Source organism: Actinospongiicola halichondriae (assembly GCF_049103745.1).
Lineage (GTDB): Bacteria > Actinomycetota > Acidimicrobiia > Acidimicrobiales > Salinilacustritrichaceae > Salinilacustrithrix > Salinilacustrithrix halichondriae.
On sequence record NZ_CP171622.1, the window covers coordinates 2928587 to 2948827 of the forward strand.

Below are 20241 nucleotides of genomic sequence, written 5' to 3' on the forward strand. Positions count from 1 at the left end.
TCAGGTCCGGACGACCGCCGGAGCGCGCTCGGCCGCTGCTGTTGCCTCGACGTGCGGAGGCCGGATGCCGAGGCGCTTCAACTCGCGGAGGACGAGGACACCAGCCACCACGGACGCGACGGCGCCGAGCCAGATGCCGGCGGGAGCACCGAAGCTCTCCGACACCCAGCCCGCGATCGGACCGCCGATCGGTGTGCTTCCGAGGAACACCACCGCGGTGAGCGCGAGGGCACGGCCGCGCATCTCCGGCGTGGCCCGGAGTTGAATGACCGAGTTCGCACCGGAGATCAGGACGATCGTCGCCACGCCGACCGGCACTACGGCGATCGTGGCCAGGACGACGTTCGGAGCCAGCGCCAACAGGCCCATGGCCGCACCGAGCCAGATGGCGGCCCAGGCGAGGAGGTGCGTCGACACGTCACGTCGTCGTGCGATCGCGAGCGCGCCGACCACCGACCCGAGACTCATCAGTGAGTAGAGCAACGTGAAGGTGGTGGCGCCGCCGTCGAGCGCCCGCTCGGCGAAGAGCGGGAGGGTGACCTGGAACTCGAAGGCGAGGGTGCCGACGACGGCCAGGAGCAGGATCGGCAGCTTCAGCCGTGGCTCCGACCAGACGTAGCGGAAGCCTTCGCGGAGCTGACCGGAGGCCTTGGCGACCTTCGGCGACGACCGGATCTTGCTCCGATCCATCCGTCCGAGGGCGACCAGCACCGCGAGGTAGGTCACGGCGTTGACGGCGAAGCACCACTCGACGCCGACGCCGGTGATCAGCGCACCGGCGACCGCCGGGCCCACCACGCGCGAGCCGGTCATGAGCGAGGAGTTGAGGGCGACGGCGTTGGGGACGTCGTCGGCCCCCACGAGATCGACGACCAGCGTCCGGCGGACGGGGTTGTCCATCGCCGTCACCAAGCCGAACGAGGTCGACAGGACGAAGATCGCCGGCAGGCCGAGGCGGTCGGTGAAGACGAGACCCACGAACGCGAGGGCGATCACCGTGAACGCGACCTGGGTCATCAGCATGAAGCGGTGATGGTCGACCCGGTCGGCGACCACGCCGCCCCAGGCGCCGAAGAGCAGGACCGGGAGGAATTGCGTGGCGGTGACCAGGCCGAGGACGAGCCCGTCGTCGGTCAGTCGAAGGACGACCCAGATCACGGCGATCATCTGCATCCACGTCCCCGCCTGACTCACCAGTTGACCGATGAAGAACAAGCGGTAGTTGCGGATGCGCAGCGAGCGGAAGGTGTCACCAGCGGCGAAGCGGAGCCTCGTCATGGTCGATCTCCCGGTTCGTCGGCGGCAGCGAGCAGGCGCTCGAGCGGCCCGATGGCTGCGACCAGCGCCTCGACGTCGGAGGGTGGCAGTTCCTCGAGTCGGTCGCGCAGCCATGCATCGCGGCGGACGCGCGACTCGGCCAGTTGCTCTCGTCCGGTGTTGGTCACGTCGACCCTCGTCACTCGCCCGTCGGCTGGGTCGGACGTCCGGCTCACCAGCCCCATCTCCTCGAGCTTGGCGACGATGCGGGTGATCGTCGGGGGCGACACCCGCTCGACGGCCGCCAACTCGCCGAGGGTCAGCGGCCCGCGCACGTCGACGATGGCCAGCGCCGACTGCAGACTCGGCGTGAGGCCCGTGCCCGACTGCTGACGCTGGCGACGTGCGAGTCGGACGATGGCCAGACGGAGGCGAGCGACGTCGACGGTGTGCGGGAGAGAAGCGCTCATTACTTCGCAATGCTAATTAGTCATGCAAAGGATCACACGTGACATGCGGCACCGCCGGCCGGTTCAGCGGGCGATGACGCGTGTCGCCACGACGCCGGCGGCGGCCGCGACCACCACCGAGCCCGAGACGACGGCGAGCGGGACGTGCCCGACCAGGAGCACGGCGCCGGCAACGAGCGCAGACCCGCAGGCGGCGAGGATCGCCGGTCGGACGCCAGGCACGTGCCGACGGATGATCGTCGTCCGGTCGGCGGCGGCGGCGAGTTCGATCGAGCCGATGACGCCGGCGACCAGCAGCGGGACGAACCACGCCCGACCCTCGGCGGCCAACCCCACCGAGACCACGAGACACGACAGGACCTGCGCATGACCGAGATGACGGTCGGCCACCGAGCCGGCAGCGGCGACGGCGCCGACGACAGCGACGACCCACCACCAACCGCCGGCCAGAACGCCGGCGACGAGCGACGACGAGACGCCCACCGACGCAGCCACGATGCGGACCGGTCCCTCCCTCATGCGGTCCTCCGCGAGCGCCGAGACATCCGTCCGGCCAGCAGGTGGATCGCCGGTCCGGCGTCGTCGACGACTCGAACCGACGGCACACCACCGCGAGCGAGGCGCGCCATGCGGGCATCGACCTCAGCGGTCCAGAGTCGTCGCGCGGCGTGCTCGACCACGTCGGTCGTCGGGACCAGGAGATCGGCGGTCTCGACCCCCACCACCGCCGTCGGGCGACCGAGTCGGGCGTGGTGGAGCGCCGACGCCACGAACGCGTCGGACTGCAGTGGGCTCACCCCCAACACGACGGCGTCGCCGGGCAGCGTGAGTTGCCGTGGTGCCTCCGATGAGCGCGATCGGGCCCCGCGAGAACCCGCCACCTGCGCTCCCACGGTGAGGAGCGCGTCGAGCACCTGCCATCGGGCACGACGCCCGGACACGGGAGAGAGCCACGTCGGCGCCGAGCCGGTCGACACGAGGCCCACACGGTCCCCCGCCGTCAGGTGATGGCGGGCGATCGACCACACGACACGGGCCGCACGGTCGAGCGAACCCGGTGGTGCACCCACCTCGACGAAGCCGTCGAGGAGGAGCATGATCGAGGCCGTCCGCTCGGGATGATGCACCACGATCCACGGTTGGTCGCTGCGAGCCGTCGCCGTCCACGACAGATCACGGAGACGGTCACCGGGGACGTAGGGCCGGAGGTCGGCGAAGTCGGTACCGGATCCGCGGACCGGGGCGACGTGTCCACCGGCTGCGACCCGCGGACGGCGCGGGGCCAGCAGTTCGTCGAGCTTCGCCGCATGCGGCAGGATCCGCACCGCGCCGTCGAGCTCGACGGTCGAGTCCCACCGCAGCATGCCCCCGGGCCGACGAGCGCGGATCGCGACCCGTCCGAGATCGTGGCGGCCCCAGCGCTCGGCGACGGAGCGGAGTTCGATCGTGACGCCGTCGGTCGCGGTCACCGTCCAACCCTGCGCTCCCACCACCCGGCTCCCGGTCATCCCGGCATGGATCACGTCGAGCACGGCATCGCCGCGCCACGAGAGGCGGATACGGAGCGTCCACTCGTCGCGTTCGAGCAGTCGTACCGGCGCCTCGACCTCCTCGACCACGACGTGCACCGGACGCCGGTCGGCGAGCGCCCGGACCACGAGCACCGCGGCGGGTGCCGCACATGCTGCGAGGGTGGCCTGCCCGGTGACCAGGGCCGCGACGATGCCGCCGACGGCGAGGACGACGTAGGGCCCGAGACGACGGTCGGCCGTGGGCTCGACGCTCACGGCGATCGCCGGACGGTCACGACCACGTCGGTGCGGGAACGCGGTCGATCACGCGACGGACCACGTCGTCGGCCTGGGTACCGCGCACCCATGCGTCGTCGTCGAGCGACACGCGATGACTGAGCGCCGGGATGGCGAGGGTCCGGATGTCGTCGGGGCCGACGTAGTCGCGCCCGCGGACCAACGCCCACGCCCGCGAGAGCGTGACCAGCGCCAGCGATCCCCGAGGGCTCGCGCCCAGCGCGATGTCGGGCTCGTCACGCGTGGCGGTCACCAGATCGAGCGCATAGGAGACGAGCGGCGGATCGACGTGCACGTCCTCGACCGCCCGCTGCATCGCCACGAAGGTGGTGACGTCGACGACCGGCGACACCGACACCTCGGCGGTGCGACGGGTCAACCGGTCGCGCAGGATCGCCAGTTCGTCGTCCCTCGCCGGGTAGCCGAGACCGACGCGCACCAGGAAGCGATCGAGTTGGGCCTCGGGGAGCGGGTAGGTCCCCTCGGCTTCGATCGGGTTCTGGGTCGCGATCACGGCGAACGGACGCCCGACGGCGTGCGATCGCCCGTCGACGGTGACCTGCCGCTCCTGCATGGCCTCGAGCAACGCCGCCTGGGTCTTGGCCGGCGCGCGGTTGATCTCGTCGGCCAGGAGGACGTCGCAGAAGACCGGCCCGGGTCGGAACTCGGGCGTACGTGTGGCGAGATCGAGCACCAGGGTGCCGGTGATGTCGGACGGCAGGAGGTCGGGGGTGAACTGCACCCGCGAGAAGTCGAGTCCGCACGCCGTCGCCAGCGAGCGGGCCAGCAGCGTCTTCGCCACCCCCGGCACGTCCTCGAGGAGCACGTGGCCGCCGGCGAGCATCGATGCCAGCACCAGGTCGATGACGTCCCGTTTGCCCAGCACCGCCCGCTCGACCTCGTCGACGATGGCGACCGCGAGATCGGCGGCCGAGGGGCGCGTGGCCGATGCAGCCTCTCCCCCGGGTAGCGAAGGGGGACGATCAGTGGTGGCCATGAGGGGCTCCTTGCTCGACGTCGTCGAGGATGCGGTGGACGATGGCGGCGGCGTTCGACGGGTCCCGGACGGGAGCGGACGACGTGGCGACCGAGACGGCCGGCGGCAGGACGTCGTGTCGACCGCGGGTGGTGAGGGCCTCGACCAGGCGGTCGCGCACGGCGGGTGGGAGCGACCCGGGTGCGGCCGGTCGGTCGAGATCACGACGGGCGTCGCGCAGCCCGTGCGGGTCGAGCGGCTTCGCTCCGACAGCCGGGAGGTGGTCGAGCTCCGAGGTGTCGGGCTCGCGGGCGACCACCGGACCGACTGCAGCGAGCACCAGCGCGCCGGCGACCACCGCCACGCTCACCGCGAGGAGACGCACGACGGAGGTCGCGTGCTGTGGGATGAACACGGTCACCGCTCCGCCGACAACGGTCGCCGCCAGCGCTGCGGCCACGATCCGACGGTTCATGCCGGCACCCCCGCGGCCTGCGCCACCGCGCGGACATCGGAGTCCTGGAGACGAAGATCGGCCACGGCGTCGGCCAACGCCGAGATGGCGGCCTGTCGATCGTCCTCGGTCACCGGCAGCGGCGTGAACCGTGCCCGGACGAACAACTCCGCGAGGCGATGGACCGGCTGGCGGCGCACCCCGAGCGGGCCGAGCGAACGCCAGAGGTGTTCGTGTGGGCCCTCCTCGGCACGGCGTGGGAAACCGGCCTCGGCCATGGCCGTCAGCAGCCGGGCATAGGCGCCGATCACCGACGTCCGCGGGTCCGGGTCGGCGAGCATCGAACGCAGGACGTCGGCGAGGCCCTCCTCCATACGCACCGGCGACGGGGCCTCGAGCTCGGGTTCGGGTCCGGGCTCCTCCTCGAGGAGGCTGACCGGGAATCGCTCGCTGAACCGCACGAGTGGCGGAGCGAACGCCAACAGCGCGAAGAGTCCGAGGAGCAACGCCAACACCGCGTCGACCGGTTCCGCCGGGTCGTCGTCCTCGGCGTCCACCGGAGGCGGCACGTCGTAGAGGCGTCCGTCACCGACAGCCACGGTCGACCCGTCGCCTCGCTCGAAGGTGACCCCACCCAAGGCCACGTCTCCGCCGATGGGGCCGCCGTCGTCGCGGCGGACGACGCCGTCGACCACGACCAGCGACGTCCCTTCGCCGGAACCACCCAGACCCGTGCCGTCGATCGTTGCCTGACCGAGCGTGATGCGCACCCCGTCGGGCAGCGAGAGGATCACCTCGCCGGCGACGACCTCGACGTCGCCGCCGGCCGGCAGTCGAATCGGCCCTGCTGCGCTGTCGCCACCGACACCGGTGCCGGGGTCGATCGCGACGTCGGTGTCGGTACCCGAGCCGTCGGGGGCGGCCGGGGCGCTGTCGGATGTCGGGTCGTCGAGGGTGAACGAGACCGGCGAGACCGGGAGCGTGACCAGGCAGACGATCACCGCGATCATCGCCACCAGCGCGAGCGATCGGGACGCCGCGGCCGGTCCGTCGAGGCGTACCAGCACCGCACCTGCGGCAACCGCGGCGAATGCCGCCACGACCCGGATCGTCGGCGTGTCGGATCCGCCTGGGAGCAGGAGTCCGACGCCGGTGACCCCGACCGCGACGATCCCGCACGAGACCGCGACGATGACAGCGAGTCGGGCCCGACGACGGGCGATGGGATCGGCGGACATACCCCCCGAAACGGTACCGACCGCATCGGGCAGACTGCGGTGATGGTCGGACCCACCTCCGAGAGCGCGCTCGCACGGCTCCGCACGATCTGTGCGGCATTCCCCGAGGTCTCCGAACGGCCGAGCCACGGTTCACCGACCTTCTTCGTGCGCGAGAAGAAGACGCTCGTGAGCCTGCACGACGACCATCACGGTGACGGCCGCCTCGCCATCTGGGCACCGGCTCCGGCCGGCGTCCAGGAGGCCATGGTCGACCAGGACCCCGAACGGTTCTTCCGACCCGCCTACGTGGGCCACCTCGGCTGGGTCGGCTATCGACTCGAGGACGCCGACTGGGACGAAGTCGCAGGGATCGTCGAGGAGTCGTTCCGCAAGGTCGCGCCGAAGACGCTCGTCAGGCAGTACGACGATGCACGTCAGGCGGACTGACCCGACGATCGGGTCCGATCAGCTGGCGAAGTGGCTGGCCACGTTGGCCACGCTCTTCTCGACGTTGCCCTGATGCCCCTTCGGGTAGCCCATCAGCCGCAGCGCGGGCTTCATCGGCGAGGTCGACATGTCGAACGTCTCGGTGACCTTCGTTCCGCCCGAGGGAAGCGCCTCGACCTCCCAACGCCAGCGGTGCTTTCCGGGGTGACACCACGCGATCTTCTTGCCGGCCTCGAACTCGACCACCGTGTTGGTGATCCGGTACGGCAGTCCGAACATCTTCATCCGCATGCCGAACTTGTCGCCCTCGCCCGTGAGCTGCTCCGGGCCGTGGCGATCGCCCTTGACCGAATCGTCGCCGCTGATCTCGGGATGATTGGCGGGACGGCAGATGAACGCGAACACCTCGTCAGCCGGAGCGTCGACGGTGGCGGATGCGCTTGCGGTGAGTTGGTCGGCCATGCCGGTAGTTCTAACCCCCCGAGGTCGCTACCGTCGATCCCTTCGTGACCGATGCACCCGACCTCCGCATCGCCGTCGACCTCGACGGCCCCTATTCGGTCCGGCACAGCCTCCCGGGAACGGGAGCGTCGATCGACCACACGTACCGAGCGCGCCCCGACGAGGTCTGTTTCGCAGCGCGGACACCACAGGGGTCGGTCGCGGTTCGAGCCCGCACGAACGACGGCGCGCTGACCCTCGACCTGTGGGGTGACGGATCACCGTGGATGGCAGCACGCGGGGACGCCCTCGCCGGCCTCCACGACGATCCTCGCTCGGTCCGCTTCGACGACGAGCGACTCGACGAACTCAACCGTCGCAACCTCGGATTGCGACACGGCGCACACGGGTGCGTGGTCGACAACCTCTTCGCGCGGGTCCTGGGTCAACGGGTCCTCGCCGTGGAGGCGGGGCGGTCCTGGGTCGCGCTCTGCCGCGAACTGGGCGACCCGGCGCCGGGACCGCTGGGGCTGCAGCTCCCACCCGACGCCGACCGCATCGGCAACAGCCCCACGTGGTGGTTCCACCAACACGGCGTCGAGCGCAGCCGAGCGCAGATCCTCGTCACCGTGGCACGCAACGCCGCCCGGCTCGCCGAGGTCGTCGACCTCCCCCTTCCCGAGGCCTACGGGCGTATGCGCGCCGTGCCTGGGCTCGGGCCGTGGACGGTCAACGGCATCGCTCGCACCGCATTGGGGGATCCCGACGCGATCACCGTCGGCGACTACTGGATCAGCCACACGGTCTGTTCGTACTTCACCGGCCGCCCACGGGGCAGCGACGAGGAGATGCTCGCCCTCGTCGAGCAGTGGGCCGGACAGCGTGGCCGCGTCGAACGCCTCATCCACCTGTCGGGCCATCGGCTCCAACGTTTCGGTCCTGGCCGGAGAACTCCGCGTATCGCCACGATGTGACGACGGTCGGTCAGCCCGTGAAGTCCGGTCGCCCGTTCACCGGTGGCGCCGGCGGGCTCGCCGGCCGCACGACCTCGAACGGTGCCGACGTCGCGAGGACCTCGCCGCCGGACACTGCGACGATCTGACCAGGGCCGGAGGCGGCCGATCCAGGAATCGCCACACGGGTCTCGAACCCGAGCGGAGGCTCGGTCAGGGTGACCAGTTCGGTGGCGGCGTCACCCTGCACGAAGCGGAGCACGACCTCGCCGACGGGGCGAGTCTCGGGGCACTGCGCGATCGACGGTTCACTCGTGCTGGTGGCCGACGTCGTCGTGGTCGTCGTCTCGTCGGCCGGCACGATCTCGTAGACCGACAACGTCACCGACACCTGGCCACCGGCGCCGACCGACGACTCGGCCACGGCCACCTGCGACAACGCCAGCGTGCACGCCTTCGCCGGCATCGCCCCGCCGACCACGATCAGGGCCACAAGGCCGGCGAGCAACCCGAGGAGCTTGCGGATCATGTCGACACCTTCGCGCGATGCAGTGATGAATGCGTCGATCGCGAGGATCTGCTGGGCATCTCGTCATGGTTCGACACCAGAACGGCACAGTTCGTCATGTCACTTCTCCAGCCGCGCGGCGATCAGAACGGTTGCAGGTGACTCCGCTCCGGCGTCATCGCAGACAAGAGGAGAACGTCATGTACGACTTCGCACTGGTGGCCCTCATGGCTCTGGCGCTCGTCAAGACGGTCGACTTCGTCGTCGACCAGATGTCGGGCCTCGAACGCATGAGGAGCCTCCTCACCTTCGCCGGCGGCATCGCCACGATGTGGCTGCTCGACTACTCGCTGTTCGCCCAGTGGGACGTCGCCATCCGCGACGACACCCTCGGCATCTGGGTCACCGGGTTCATGGTCGCCGGCCTCACCGTCGTGTGGCGGGCGATGTTCAGCTACCTCACCCACAACACGTCGCCCCTCGACGAGACGTTGGGCGACCACCACCCGCTCCTCGAGCGGGTCAGCTGACTCCACGGCCCGGCTGGGCACACCGCCCAGCCGGACCCGAGGCCGACACCGATCGTCACGGTCGGTGTCGGCGACGCGTCCGGGGTCGCGGTGCCTACGCTCCGCAACGTGACGAACCTGCAGACCCGGTCCCACGTCGACTCCGGCGGTGCCGACTGCGGATGTGGCGGCCCGCTCTACTCGGGACTCGGGGCGCTCCTCCCCGTCCCCGACGCGGGTGCTGGGTCGAGACGCCCGCAGCGCATGCGGACCGGGACGACCGTGTTCGTCGGCGCAACCGTCCTGCCGGTCGACGACGCCTTCAGCGAGGCCGAGGCGTTGGCAATCCGCGATGGACGGATCATCGCCGTGGGCACCGAAGCTGACGTCCGTGAAGCGGCCGGTGACGACGCCGAGGTGATCGACCGAACGGGCTCGACGATCCTCCCGGGGTTCATCGAGCCCCATGCCCACCTGCTGCCGACCGCCCTGCTCGACACGTTCACCGACGTCGGGCCGTTCTCCTTCGACACGGTCGACGGAGCGGTCGCCCACCTCCGGGAGTCGGTGGCTGCCACTCCCCCGGGCTCGTGGATCCGGGGGCGTCAGTTCGATCCATCGCTGCAGTCGGGTCCCGACGAGCTGACGACCGAGATGCTCGACACCGTCTCCGACGTCGTCCCCGTCGTGGTGATGAACGCGTCGGGACACTTCGCCTACGCCAACTCGGCTGCGCTCGCCGCAGCGGGCATCGACCGCGACACGCCCGACATCGAGGGTTCGCCGTACGGTCGCTATGCCGACGGCGCACCCAACGGCGTGCTCATGGGGCAGGGCGCCATCCTCAGCGTGATGGCCGCCAATCCGGCGCTGGGCGATCTCGACATCCTGGCCGAGGCCCGCAAGGTGGCCGATCGAGCGGCGTCGAACGGCGTCACCACGATCTGCGACCAGGGCACCGGGTTCCTGTTGGGTGCGGGCGACATCGATCTGTTCGAGTCGCTCGCCGCCGCGGGTCTCCCGACACGACTGCGGTACTCGCTCTACGACAACCGGGGCGACGGGTTCGACCAGCGCGGAACCAAGCCGGGCGACGGAGACGAGTACGTCCGAGCAACCGGATGGAAGATCGTCTCCGACGGGTCGAACCAGGGTCGGACCGGCTCCCAACGCGAGCCGTACCTCGGCACCGACGACCGGGGACTCCCCTACGTCGAGCCCGACGACCTGGTCGCCAAGGCGAGACTGCGCGCCTCGCAGGGGTGGCAGGTGGTCATCCATGCGAACGGCGACCGAGCCATCGACATCGCGCTCGATGCCCAGGCCGCTGCGGTCGAGGCCGGCGGGCCCGATCGCCGCCACCGCATCGAGCACTGCTCGATCCTCCACGACGAGCAGATCACCCGCATCGCCGAACTCGGCCTCTCGCCGTCGTTCCTGATCGGTCACGTGCACTTCTGGGGCAAGGCGTTCCGCGACGAGATCTTCGGGCCGGACAAGGCGGCGAAGCTCGACCGAACGGCGTCGTGTTCCGCCGCGGGCATCCGCTGGACCATCCACTCCGACGAGATGGTGACCCCGATGGAACCGTTGCGTTGCATCCACAATGCCGTGACCCGCGAGTTGTGGCGAGAACCCGGATCGATCCTCAACGCCGACGAGTGCGTCCCCGTCGAGGCCGCCATCCGCGCCATGACCGCTGACGCCGCATGGCAGTGCCACAGCGACCACGAGATCGGGACGCTCGAGCCGGGCAAGTGCGCCGACTTCGTGGTACTCGCCGACAATCCCCGCACGGTCGATCCGCGCGACCTCGCGTCCATCGGGGTCCTCGAGACCTGGATGGACGGCGAACGCCGTCACTGATGTCCCCTCGATCAGCACGTCGATCCGTCGGGGCAACGTTCCTCGCCGCGACACTCGTCCTCGGTTCCTGCACGTCGAGCGCCGACGACCCACCGGACCCTTCTGCGGCTGCCGACGGCCTCGCTGCGGCCATCGGCGGCGAGGGCTTCGCCGACGTCGTGCTCGCCGATGGCGCCGACACGGACGTCGTCGACGTCGAACTCGAGACCATCATCGCCGGCATGAACGGTGTGGGTCCGGTTGCGACCGTCGACGCCGTGATCCTGGACGAGGACGACGAGGACCACGCCACCGCGCGGCTCGACATCAGCTGGGCGTTCGATGACGGGGCCGAGTGGTCCTACGAGACGTCTGCTGACCTCGTGCTGGTCGAGACGGACGACACCGATCCGGTGTGGCAGGTGGAGTGGGACCCGTCGATCATCGAGCCCAGCCTGGAGCCCGGTGAACGATTCGTGCGCGAACGGATCGTTCCCGAACGCGGAGACGTCCTCGGTCTCGACGGTCAACCGATCGTGGTCGATCGCGAGGTCCAACGCATCGGCATCGACAAGACCCGGGTCGACGCGGCCGCCGCCGGCGACTCGGCGTTCGCCCTCGCGGTCGAACTCGACCTCGACGATCCCGAGCGCTACCGCAACCAGGTCACCGGGGCCGGATCGCAGGCGTTCGTCGAAGCCATCGTCGTACGCGACGACGGGTCGTATCCGTTGGACGAGGCCGCGATCGACGCCATCGCCGGCGCATCCCGCATCCCGTCGACGCTGAACCTGGCTCCGACCCGCGACTTCGCTCGCCAGGTGCTGGGGACCGCAGGCGAAGCGACCGCCGAACGGATCGAGGAGTCGGAGGGCCGTCTCGAGGTCGGCGACGTCACCGGCATCTCCGGACTCCAACTCGCTGCCGACGACGAGTTGTCCGGCACGCTCGGGGTGATCGTCCGAGCCGTCACCGACGACGAGGATGCGGAGCCACGGGAGGTGTTCCGCCTCGAGGCCGTCGACGGCGCCGACCTGCACACGTCGTTCGACGTCGCCACCCAACTCGCGGCCGAAGCCTCCTTGGCCGGAACCGAACCCCCGAGCGCGCTCGTGGCGATCCGGCCGTCGACCGGACAGGTCCTCGCCGTCGCCAGCGGGCCGGGGAGCGGCGGCTTCTCCACCGCGACGCTCGGCCAGTACGCACCGGGATCGACGTTCAAGGTGGTGAGTGCGCTGGCGATGCTCCGATCGGGGCTGACGCCGGACAGCCCCGTCGAGTGTCCCGACACCATCACCGTCGACGGCCGCTCGTTCAAGAACTACGGCGACTACCCGGCGTCGGGGTTGGGCACCATCCCCCTCCGCACAGCCCTCGCGAACTCGTGCAACACGGCGATGATCGGCCAGCGGGATGCGGCATCGCAGGAGGCGCTGGTGTCTGCCGCCGCCGGACTCGGACTCGGGGTCCCGTCGGAGCTCGGTGTGCCGTACGTCGAGGGCACGGTGCCGACCGATGCCACCGCTGTGCAGCACGCAGCATCGATGATCGGGCAGGACCGGATCCTGGTCTCGCCCCTGGCGATGGCGACCGTCGCCGCGTCGGTCGCGGCCGGCCAGACGGTGCTGCCCACCCTCGTCGACCCGAACGAGCCACTCGACCGCTCGTCGATCGACGAACCGCTGACGGCGGCGGAGGCCACCCAGCTGCGATCGATGATGGAAGCCGTGGTCGCCGAGGGCAGCGCCTCGTTCCTCGCCGATCTCCCCGGTGCTCCGGCGGCAGCGAAGACCGGAACCGCCGAGTACGGGACGGAGGTACCGCCCCGCACCCACGCGTGGATGATCGCGATCCACGGCGACCTCGCCGTCGCGGTCTTCGTCGAGGACGGGTCCGGCGGATCGCGCACGGCCGGACCGATCCTCGAGGAGTTCCTCCGGGCAGTCGGCAACGGAACATGACCGAGGACCACTTCGGGGGCGACGTCGCCGCGAGCTACGACGACACGCCGGGCCCACACTTCGACTCGGCCGTCATCGAGCGGACAGTCGACGTGCTGGTCGACCTCGTCGAGGATGGCGGAGCGCTCGAGTTCGCGATCGGGACCGGACGGATCGCTCTTCCGCTCGCCAGACGAGGCGTTCCCGTGTGCGGCATCGAGCTCTCCGAGGCGATGATCGCCCGACTCCGTTCGAAGCCCGGCGGCGAGGACATCGGCGTCTCCATGGGCGACATGGCCACGACGAGGGTCGACGACACGTTCCGGCTCGTCTACCTCGTCTTCAACACGATCGGGAACCTGACCACCCAAGATCAGCAGGTGGCGTGCTTCGCCAACGCCGCCGCCCATCTCGAACCCGGCGGATGCTTCGTCGTCGAGGTTGGTGTGCCCCGCCTCCGGACGTTGGCGCCAGGCCAGGACGCACAGGTGTTCTCCCACTCCCCCGGCTACGTCGGGTACGACCGCTACACCGACCTGGTCGCGCAACAGGCGACATCGCACCACTTCGTGTCGGCCGGTGACCAGGTCCGAGAGGTCCAGACGCCGTTCCGGTTCGTCTGGCCATCCGAGCTCGACCTGATGGCACGCCTGGCGGGCATGTCGCTCCGGCACCGTTGGGCTGACTGGGACCGCGCACCGTTCACCGGTGAGAGCCGATCGCACGTGTCGGTGTGGGAGCTCGCCGGGTCCTGAGTTCGGCAGCACGTTTGGATGATGTGGTGGCCAAAAACCGCACCGATCGCTCGATGGCGTCGTTCTGTGGGGCGGCCGTCGCATTTCCCGCCCGCGCGATCGGCACATAGGTGCGGGTTCTCCGTTCCGGGTTGCGATTCCACTCACCAGCGCGCGGAATCGAAGCCCAGAACGGATCGCCACTGGTTCTGGGTTGCGATTCCCTTCACGGGCGCGCGGATCCGCAACCCAGAGTCAATCCGGGCCGTACCGAGTGCCGGTTCTTCAGCGGCGTCGCAACCGCGCCTCGAAGCTTCGACCACGACCTATCGCTCCCGGACGGTTTCTAACCACCCATCTATCCAAGCTTGCTGCCGAACTCACCGGGTCCTGAGCAACCGCCCAGCCGCGTCGTAGCCCGGGGGGGTTCTTGTCAGACCCCGTGCGTATCGTTGTTCGTACTTCCCCTTCCAGTTGCAGAATCTTGAGGAGCGACCATGCGCACAGTGCGCTGTTGGTCGGGGGACGCCGTACGTCCGTGGCGACCATGAGTCCCCCGATTGTTTCGTCGGTGGCCAGTCCGGTGTCGATGGATGAGGCGTTGGCCGTGTTGGAGGCGGCTGTCGGCCTGGTCCAGACCGCCCAACTCGACGCGGCCCCGGCCACCGAACTGTCGTCCGTGCGACGGTTGGAGAAGGTGCGGCGACGTCTCGACCACGGCACCGACCGTGCCGCCGGCCATCTCGACACGAGCGCGGCGTTCAGTCTCGACGGTCATCGCCACGCCCGCTCAGCGTTGAAACATCTGGGACGGCTGCCAGGCTCGGCCGCACTCGGTCGAGTGACCACGGCGCGGGCGTTGCGTGACCTGCCCGCGGTCGAGGCGGCGTATGCGCGGGGTGGCATCCCGACCGGGCATGTCCGGGCGATCGCCCGGGCGGTGTCGAACCCGCGGGTGCGTGACTTCGTGTCGGTGGCCGATCCGATCTTCGCCGGACAGGCGAGCGAGTTGCCCTACGACGAGTTCTGTTCGTGGCTACGCGAATGGGAGTCGTTGGCCGATGCCGACGGTTCAGCCGAGGCCGCGGAACGCGTCCATGAACGGCGCTGCTTCTCGCTGTTGGAGAACGAGATCGACGGATCGTTCACCTCCGCCGGGCACCATGGCGCGTTGCAGGGCTCGGCGATGAGCGAACTGCTCGACGTCTACGAACGAGCCGAGTTCGAAGCCGACTGGGCCGACGCCCGAGCCGTCCACGGTGCTGACGCACGAGCCGAGCACCTCGCCCGCACCCCAGCGCAACGCCGCGCCGACGCCCTGTTCGAGATCTTCCGACGCGCCGGCGCCGTCAGTGGTGATGCACGTTCGCCGGAGCCGCTGGTCAACATCGTCCTCGACCAGGACACGTTCGAGAACGAACTACGACGAGCAGCGGGCGAGCCGGTCGAGACCGATCCGAACGAGACCGAGGGGCGTCGATGCCACACCGTCGGCGGTGCCACGCTGCACCCCGCCGACGCGGTCGCGGCGGCGATGATCGGTCACGTCCGACGGATCGTGGTCGACGCCGCCGGCAACGTCATCGACGTCGGGCGCAAGCGTCGCCTGTTCACCGGCTCGGCCCGAGACGCCGCCCTGTTGCAGTCGATGCTGCGAGGTCCGGGCGGGCTCCGTTGCCTGTGGCCCGGATGCGACGGACGGGGCGGTTGTCTCCAGGTCGACCACCGAGAACCCGCCGCCCGGGGCGGGCCCACCGACATCGCCAACAGCGAAACGCTCTGTGGAACGCACAACCGGATCAAGGAACGAGGGTTCCGGCCGGTCCGCGACCCCGACGGCTCGTGGACGATCCATCGACCCGGCACGGGCGGGCCCATCACCCCGGCGATCTGACCTCCGATCGACTGACGCCGAACCAGCGGCACCGACGACCGGCCGGCGACGGCCGGGGTTCCGTCGCGCCCGCTCGGCGGTCGGTCCCGACGACATCGCCCGGGTGACCGGGACGCAGGACCCGTGTGCTCGGGACACCGGGCGTCAGAGGCTGGGGGCATCAACCACCCGGACCCATCACGGAGGCTCTGCCATGTCCCCCGATCACAACCGGCGCACGACGATCCGTCGGCTCGCCATCCCCACGCTCGCCCTGGTGCTCGTCGCCGGCGCATGCAGCGACGACGACACCGACCTCGACGCTGCCGCGTGCGACGCCTACGCCGACGTCGGCGCATCGTTCTTCGGTGACCCGGCCGAGGTGCCCGGGTTGCTGGACGCGCTCGAGGCAGCGATGCCCGCATCGCTGCAGGACGACGCGACGACCTACGCCGACGCCATGACGGCGAGCTTCGAGGGTGACGAGGCGGCCATGGCCGACCCGGCGTTCCTCGAGGCGAGCGACGCGCTCGGCGCCGCCGTCTACGACGGGTGCGACTCGACCGAGAAGCTCGACGTGGCCGGCATCGACTACGGCTACGAGGGCATCCCGTCCGAGATCGATGCCGGACGGGTCGCCATCCGGTTCACGAACGAGACCGAGCTCGACGAAGCCCACGAGATGTTCGTGGCCCGCAAGGCCGACGGCGTCACCGAGTCGCTCTCCGAGCTGCTCGCCCTGCCCGAGGACGAAGCCATGTCGAAGATCATCCCGACGGCCGTCGTCTTCTCCGACACCCCCGGTGGCGAGGCCACGACGCTCGTCGACCTCGAGGCCGGCGAATACCTCGCCTTCTGCATGATCCCGACCGTCGACGACGGCGCTCCGCATGCGTCCCACGGGATGGCCACGGCCTTCACCGTCTCCTGATCCAGACCACCACCAGAAGAGGAATCCACATGACCACCATCTCCCCACCGGCGAGCATCGACCGGTCCACCACCACCCCGACCATCGGCACCGGCTGGGCTCGGTGCGGCATCGGCGCCGGCCTCGGCGGCATCGTCTCGTTCTTGATGACGGGCGCGCTCGTCGTCGACGAGTCGGCCATGGCCGACAACGCCGAGATCGCCGAGTTGCTCACCGACAAGGCCCCGTGGGTCTGGGCGTACCAGGTCGTCGGCGTCGCCACGGCGCTGCTCGTCGCCGTGTTCGCCGCCGGTCTGCATCGGCGCCTGTCGCAGCAGGCCCCGGCCCAGAGCCTTGCGCCCATGCTCAGCGTCGGCGGCCTGTTCCTCACCTCGGCCCTGACCCTCGTCGGATCCGGCATCGCCACCGAGATGTTCCACGGGCTCCGCCAGGACACCGATGCCCTCGACCCCGACACCCTCGCCGCCCAGTTGGCGATCTTCAACACCATGGGTTGGGTGTGGGTCGGCGCGATCCTGGCCACCGCGTCCGTTGCCGTCGTCGGCCTCCGACACGACTCCGTGAGCCGTCGACTGGCCATCGGGAGCGTCGTGGCGACGGCATTCGTCGCACTGACCAACATCACGCCGTTCCAGTACATGGCCATGCCCGTCGTGGCGCTCTGGCTCGTCGGCGCAGGCATCAGCTTTGCCCGTGCCGACCGTTGAACCCCGGCAGTAGATTCTGCCGATTCCGTCAGCGACGTGCGGCTGCCCGACGAGGGTGGCCGCACGTCTCGTTCTCCCCCCGAGGTCGTCCGTTGCCCGTGTCCGCACCGGCAGGTGGGTCCACTCAGGCAGACCGTGTGCATGCGACGCCATCGCGCGTCGCTGCCGTGATCGTTCCACTCGTTGCGTGGACGCTCGCGCTGTCGTCGCTGGCTCTCGTGCCCTTCACCGAGCCCACCTGGCACCCGGGCCAGTGGTATTTCCTCGTCGACTGTGCCGACGCCATCGTCTTCGGCGCCGTCGCGTCGGTGTTGTTGGCACGCGGTCGTCATCCCGTCGCCTGGTTGCTGGCGCTCTGCGCCGTCGGCGGAGGCCTCGCCGCCCTCGGGTTCCAGTGGTCGAGCGTCCGAGCCATCCACCCGGACCTGCCGACGCTGGATCCCTTGTCCTCGATGCAGAACTCGGCCTGGGTGCCCGGAACCGTCGCCGTGGTCGTCGCGGTCCCGTGGCTCGTCCGCTCGACCCCCATGCGGGCGATCCACCGGATCATGGTCGGACTCGGCACCCTCCTCGTCGTGGGGTGGACCGGCACCAGGCTCACCGACCCGTTCCCCTGGCCCGACGGGTCGCCGATCACGCCCCTTCCCGTCCGCAGCCTCTGGTGGACGTCCGTGCTCGAGGACCTCCTCCGATGGCAGGTGGGCGCCCTCTGCCTCCTCGGCTACCTCGCCGGAGCCGATGTCGTCCGACGGTGGGCCCGCTCGTCGGTCCAGGCTCGCCGCGGGCTGGGGTGGCTGGCCGTCGCCGTGATCCTGATGACCACGGCGTTCGTGCCGCTGGCGTTGCCCGCGTCCTGGGTCGAGGGGCTCCCGGTGTGGTTCACGCCGGTCCTCCACCTGACGTCGCAGCTCTTCTTCCCCGCTGCGGTGTTGGTGACCGTGCTCGGGCAGCGGCTCGACGGCTTGCGGGTCGGGGTGAGCCGGGCGACGGTCTACGGGCTACTCACCGGTGGCGTGCTCACCGCCTATCTGGCGGTGGTCTGGGCGTTGGGGACCGTCCTCCCCGACGGCACCGTGCCCGGACTCATCGGCGTCGCCGTCGTCGCCGCCGGCGTCCAGCCCGCTCGCCGGGTGCTCCAGCGGCGCGTCGACCACCTGGTTCGCGGAGAGTCGGCCACCCCGTTCGACGCGCTCTCCCGCGTCGGGGCGGGGCTCGGGACCGCCGCCGACGAGCGCGAGCTCGCCGACGCGGTCGCCGAGTCGATGCGACTGTCGTTCCGGCTCGAAGGCGTCGCCATCGACGTCGACTGGCCGACCGGCGCGCGTCGTCTCGCGCAGGCCGGGGCCATGACCGACGAGACGGTCCGCTTCCCGCTGGTGGTCCAACAGGAGTCGGTCGGGGTGCTCATCGCGTCGCCGAGGCCGGGCGAACGGCTCGATCGGGCCACCACGGAGCCGATCGAACGCATGGCCCCGATCGTCGCAGCGACGGTGCAGCTGGTCGCGCGGACCCGGGCGCTGGCGGAGTCGCGGGCCCGGATCGCCGAAGCACGGGACGAGGAGCGGCGTCAGCTCCGCCGCGAACTCCACGACGGCTTCGGGCCGGCCCTGGCCGGGATCGGGCTGGGGCTCCAGGCCGCGCGGAACACGGTCGCCGTCGACGCCGACGCCGCGGGCGCGCTGCTCGGTCGACTGGCGACGGAGATCGAGGAGCGTGTCGAGGAGGTCCGTACGCTCGCTCGCGGGCTCCTCCCGCCGGTGCTCGAGGAGCTCGGTCTCGTCCCCGCGATCGAGGAACTCGCAGAGCGGCACCGCCTCAACGAGGGACTGGTCGTGCACGTCGACGTCGACGACGCGTTCGGCGCGGTCGACGCCGAGCTCAGGAGCGCGCTGTACGGCATCGTCGCCGAGTCGGTGCGCAACGTGGTCCGCCACGCCGCAGCGAGCACGTGCACCATCTCCCTGCGCAACGGGAGCGAAGGGCGCACGGTCGTCGTGCGCGACGACGGCGTGGGCATCGACCCGACGAGGCCTCGTGGGGTGGGGCTCCGTTCGATGGGCGAGCGTGCCGATGCGATCGGGGCTCGCCTCACGGTCGAGGCCGCGAACCCCGGCACCGTCGTCCGCGTCTGCATCCCCTCGCCGCTCCGAGACCCCCCAGCAGAGACCACGGCATGAGCAACGAGACCACCCGCATCCTCGTCGTCGACGACCACCCCGTCTTCCGGATGGGCATGGTCGCGCTGCTCGGCACGATCGCCGGCTTCGAGGTGGTCGGCGAGGCCGAGACCATGACCGAGGCGATCCGAGCAGCAACCGACACACAACCCGACGTCGTCCTCATGGACCTCCAACTCGGCGACGGATCGGGTGTCGAGGCGACCCGACGCATCCTCGAGCAGCACCCGGACATCGGCGTCCTCGTCGTGACGATGATGGACGACGACGACTCGGTCTTCGCTGCCATCCGCGCCGGTGCCCGTGGCTACCTGCTCAAGGGATCCGGCCCCGAGGACATCCAACGAGCCGTCGACGCCGTCCGGCGGGGCGAGGTCCTCCTCGGTCCGGAGGTCGCCACGCGGGCGTTGGGCTTCCTCACCAACCCCCGACGGAGTGGGCCGGCGCCGTTCCCCGAACTGACCGACCGCGAACGAGAGATCCTCGACCTCGTCGCCGAAGGGCACGACAACGCCTCGGTGGCGCGACGGCTCGCGGTCAGCCCGAAGACCGTGCGCAACCATCTCTCCAACGTGTTCACGAAGCTGCAGGTCACCGATCGGGCCCAGGCGATCGTCCGGGCGCGCGAAGGCGGTCTCGGCCGGTCGACGAGCGGGTAGGAAGGGCGAGATGGAACCCACCGTTCGCAAGGCCGAGGACCGATCCCGCTACGAGCTGGTGCTCGACGGTGAGACCGTCGGGATCGCCGACTACCACGACGACGGCGAACGGATCGTCCTTCCCCACACGGTGATCGACCCCCAGATGCGGGGCCGAGGCCTGGGTGACGTGTTGGTCGCCGCCGCACTCGACGACGCCCGAGCGCAGGGCCGCACCGTGGTCCCCACGTGCTGGTTCGTCGCCGAGTTCATCGAGCGCAACGCCGACTACGGCGACCTGCTGGCCTGACGCGTCAGCACAGCGAGCGGAGATCGCTCGGTAGGGTCTCGCC

Annotated in this window: 21 protein-coding genes; 12 read left to right on the forward strand and 9 right to left on the reverse strand. The window is 70.3% G+C overall.

Translation table 11 applies throughout. The annotated features are described in order from the left end of the window. The 7 genes from AB8619_RS14415 to AB8619_RS14445 all read right to left on the reverse strand — a co-directional run bounded on the left by AB8619_RS14415 (nucleotide 1) and on the right by AB8619_RS14445 (nucleotide 6203). Nucleotides 1-1278: an MFS transporter gene (locus AB8619_RS14415; protein WP_436793329.1), complete on the reverse strand. Its 1278-nt coding sequence runs from the start codon at nucleotides 1276-1278 to the stop codon at nucleotides 1-3. Further along, the gene (locus AB8619_RS14420; RefSeq protein ID WP_436793330.1) at nucleotides 1275-1727 is read right to left on the reverse strand and encodes a MarR family winged helix-turn-helix transcriptional regulator; all 453 of its coding nucleotides are present in this window, start codon (nucleotides 1725-1727) and stop codon (nucleotides 1275-1277) included. The genes AB8619_RS14415 and AB8619_RS14420 overlap by 4 nt, the downstream gene beginning before the upstream one ends. Before the next feature lie 63 nt (nucleotides 1728-1790). Further along, nucleotides 1791-2246: a hypothetical protein gene (locus AB8619_RS14425; protein ID WP_436793331.1), complete on the reverse strand. Its 456-nt coding sequence runs from the start codon at nucleotides 2244-2246 to the stop codon at nucleotides 1791-1793. After that, nucleotides 2243-3514 (reverse strand): DUF58 domain-containing protein, encoded by a 1272-nt coding sequence (locus AB8619_RS14430; RefSeq protein ID WP_436793332.1) that lies wholly within the window; start codon nucleotides 3512-3514, stop codon nucleotides 2243-2245. The genes AB8619_RS14425 and AB8619_RS14430 overlap by 4 nt, the downstream gene beginning before the upstream one ends. Before the next feature lie 16 nt (nucleotides 3515-3530). Next, entirely contained in the window at nucleotides 3531-4532 is a 1002-nt protein-coding gene (locus tag AB8619_RS14435; protein ID WP_436793333.1) for an AAA family ATPase, read from the reverse strand. Next, the gene (locus tag AB8619_RS14440; RefSeq protein ID WP_436793334.1) at nucleotides 4519-4986 is read right to left on the reverse strand and encodes a hypothetical protein; all 468 of its coding nucleotides are present in this window, start codon (nucleotides 4984-4986) and stop codon (nucleotides 4519-4521) included. Before AB8619_RS14440 ends, AB8619_RS14435 begins: the two co-directional genes overlap by 14 nt. Then, nucleotides 4983-6203: a DUF4129 domain-containing protein gene (locus tag AB8619_RS14445; protein ID WP_436793335.1), complete on the reverse strand. Its 1221-nt coding sequence runs from the start codon at nucleotides 6201-6203 to the stop codon at nucleotides 4983-4985. Before AB8619_RS14445 ends, AB8619_RS14440 begins: the two co-directional genes overlap by 4 nt. A 42-nt stretch (nucleotides 6204-6245) precedes the next feature. Between AB8619_RS14445 and AB8619_RS14450 the strand changes: the two genes are divergently transcribed. Further along, nucleotides 6246-6632: an MmcQ/YjbR family DNA-binding protein gene (locus AB8619_RS14450; protein ID WP_436793336.1), complete on the forward strand. Its 387-nt coding sequence runs from the start codon at nucleotides 6246-6248 to the stop codon at nucleotides 6630-6632. Between the two features lie 18 nt (nucleotides 6633-6650). Here the strand turns inward: AB8619_RS14450 and AB8619_RS14455 are convergent, their stop codons facing one another. Next, nucleotides 6651-7094: an SRPBCC family protein gene (locus AB8619_RS14455; RefSeq protein WP_436793337.1), complete on the reverse strand. Its 444-nt coding sequence runs from the start codon at nucleotides 7092-7094 to the stop codon at nucleotides 6651-6653. A 44-nt stretch (nucleotides 7095-7138) separates the two neighbouring features. Here AB8619_RS14455 and AB8619_RS14460 point away from each other — a divergent pair, with 44 nt between their 5' ends. Then, on the forward strand, nucleotides 7139-8047 hold the full coding sequence (locus AB8619_RS14460; RefSeq protein WP_436793338.1) for a DNA-3-methyladenine glycosylase family protein: 909 nt from the start codon (nucleotides 7139-7141) through the stop codon (nucleotides 8045-8047). A gap of 10 nt (nucleotides 8048-8057) precedes the next feature. Here the strand turns inward: AB8619_RS14460 and AB8619_RS14465 are convergent, their stop codons facing one another. Next, the gene (locus tag AB8619_RS14465; RefSeq protein WP_436793339.1) at nucleotides 8058-8555 is read right to left on the reverse strand and encodes a hypothetical protein; all 498 of its coding nucleotides are present in this window, start codon (nucleotides 8553-8555) and stop codon (nucleotides 8058-8060) included. Between the two features lie 179 nt (nucleotides 8556-8734). Between AB8619_RS14465 and AB8619_RS14470 the strand changes: the two genes are divergently transcribed. The 10 genes from AB8619_RS14470 (at nucleotide 8735) to AB8619_RS14515 (ending at nucleotide 20198) form a co-directional block, all read left to right on the forward strand. After that, nucleotides 8735-9064, forward strand: coding sequence for a hypothetical protein (locus tag AB8619_RS14470; RefSeq protein WP_436793340.1), 330 nt, complete (start codon nucleotides 8735-8737; stop codon nucleotides 9062-9064). Nucleotides 9065-9172: 108 nt separating this feature from the next. Next, on the forward strand, nucleotides 9173-10909 hold the full coding sequence (locus tag AB8619_RS14475; protein WP_436793341.1) for an amidohydrolase: 1737 nt from the start codon (nucleotides 9173-9175) through the stop codon (nucleotides 10907-10909). Continuing rightward, complete coding sequence (locus AB8619_RS14480) at nucleotides 10909-12849, forward strand: penicillin-binding transpeptidase domain-containing protein (RefSeq protein WP_436793342.1); 1941 nt, start codon at nucleotides 10909-10911, stop codon at nucleotides 12847-12849. The genes AB8619_RS14475 and AB8619_RS14480 overlap by 1 nt, the downstream gene beginning before the upstream one ends. Then, nucleotides 12846-13583 carry a class I SAM-dependent DNA methyltransferase gene (locus tag AB8619_RS14485; RefSeq protein ID WP_436793343.1) on the forward strand — a complete coding sequence of 246 codons (738 nt, stop codon included), beginning with the start codon at nucleotides 12846-12848 and terminating at the stop codon, nucleotides 13581-13583. The genes AB8619_RS14480 and AB8619_RS14485 overlap by 4 nt, the downstream gene beginning before the upstream one ends. A gap of 550 nt (nucleotides 13584-14133) precedes the next feature. Continuing rightward, complete coding sequence (locus AB8619_RS14490; RefSeq protein ID WP_436793344.1) at nucleotides 14134-15456, forward strand: HNH endonuclease; 1323 nt, start codon at nucleotides 14134-14136, stop codon at nucleotides 15454-15456. 193 nt (nucleotides 15457-15649) lie between these two features. Continuing rightward, nucleotides 15650-16366, forward strand: coding sequence for a hypothetical protein (locus AB8619_RS14495; protein WP_436793345.1), 717 nt, complete (start codon nucleotides 15650-15652; stop codon nucleotides 16364-16366). A gap of 29 nt (nucleotides 16367-16395) precedes the next feature. After that, the gene (locus AB8619_RS14500; protein ID WP_436793346.1) at nucleotides 16396-17073 is read left to right on the forward strand and encodes a hypothetical protein; all 678 of its coding nucleotides are present in this window, start codon (nucleotides 16396-16398) and stop codon (nucleotides 17071-17073) included. A gap of 167 nt (nucleotides 17074-17240) precedes the next feature. Then, nucleotides 17241-19250, forward strand: coding sequence for a sensor histidine kinase (locus AB8619_RS14505; protein WP_436793347.1), 2010 nt, complete (start codon nucleotides 17241-17243; stop codon nucleotides 19248-19250). Beyond that, on the forward strand, nucleotides 19247-19909 hold the full coding sequence (locus tag AB8619_RS14510; protein WP_436793348.1) for a response regulator: 663 nt from the start codon (nucleotides 19247-19249) through the stop codon (nucleotides 19907-19909). Before AB8619_RS14505 ends, AB8619_RS14510 begins: the two co-directional genes overlap by 4 nt. 10 nt (nucleotides 19910-19919) lie before the next feature. Continuing rightward, nucleotides 19920-20198 carry a GNAT family N-acetyltransferase gene (locus tag AB8619_RS14515; protein WP_436793349.1) on the forward strand — a complete coding sequence of 93 codons (279 nt, stop codon included), beginning with the start codon at nucleotides 19920-19922 and terminating at the stop codon, nucleotides 20196-20198. The last annotated feature ends 43 nt before the right edge of the window (nucleotides 20199-20241 follow it).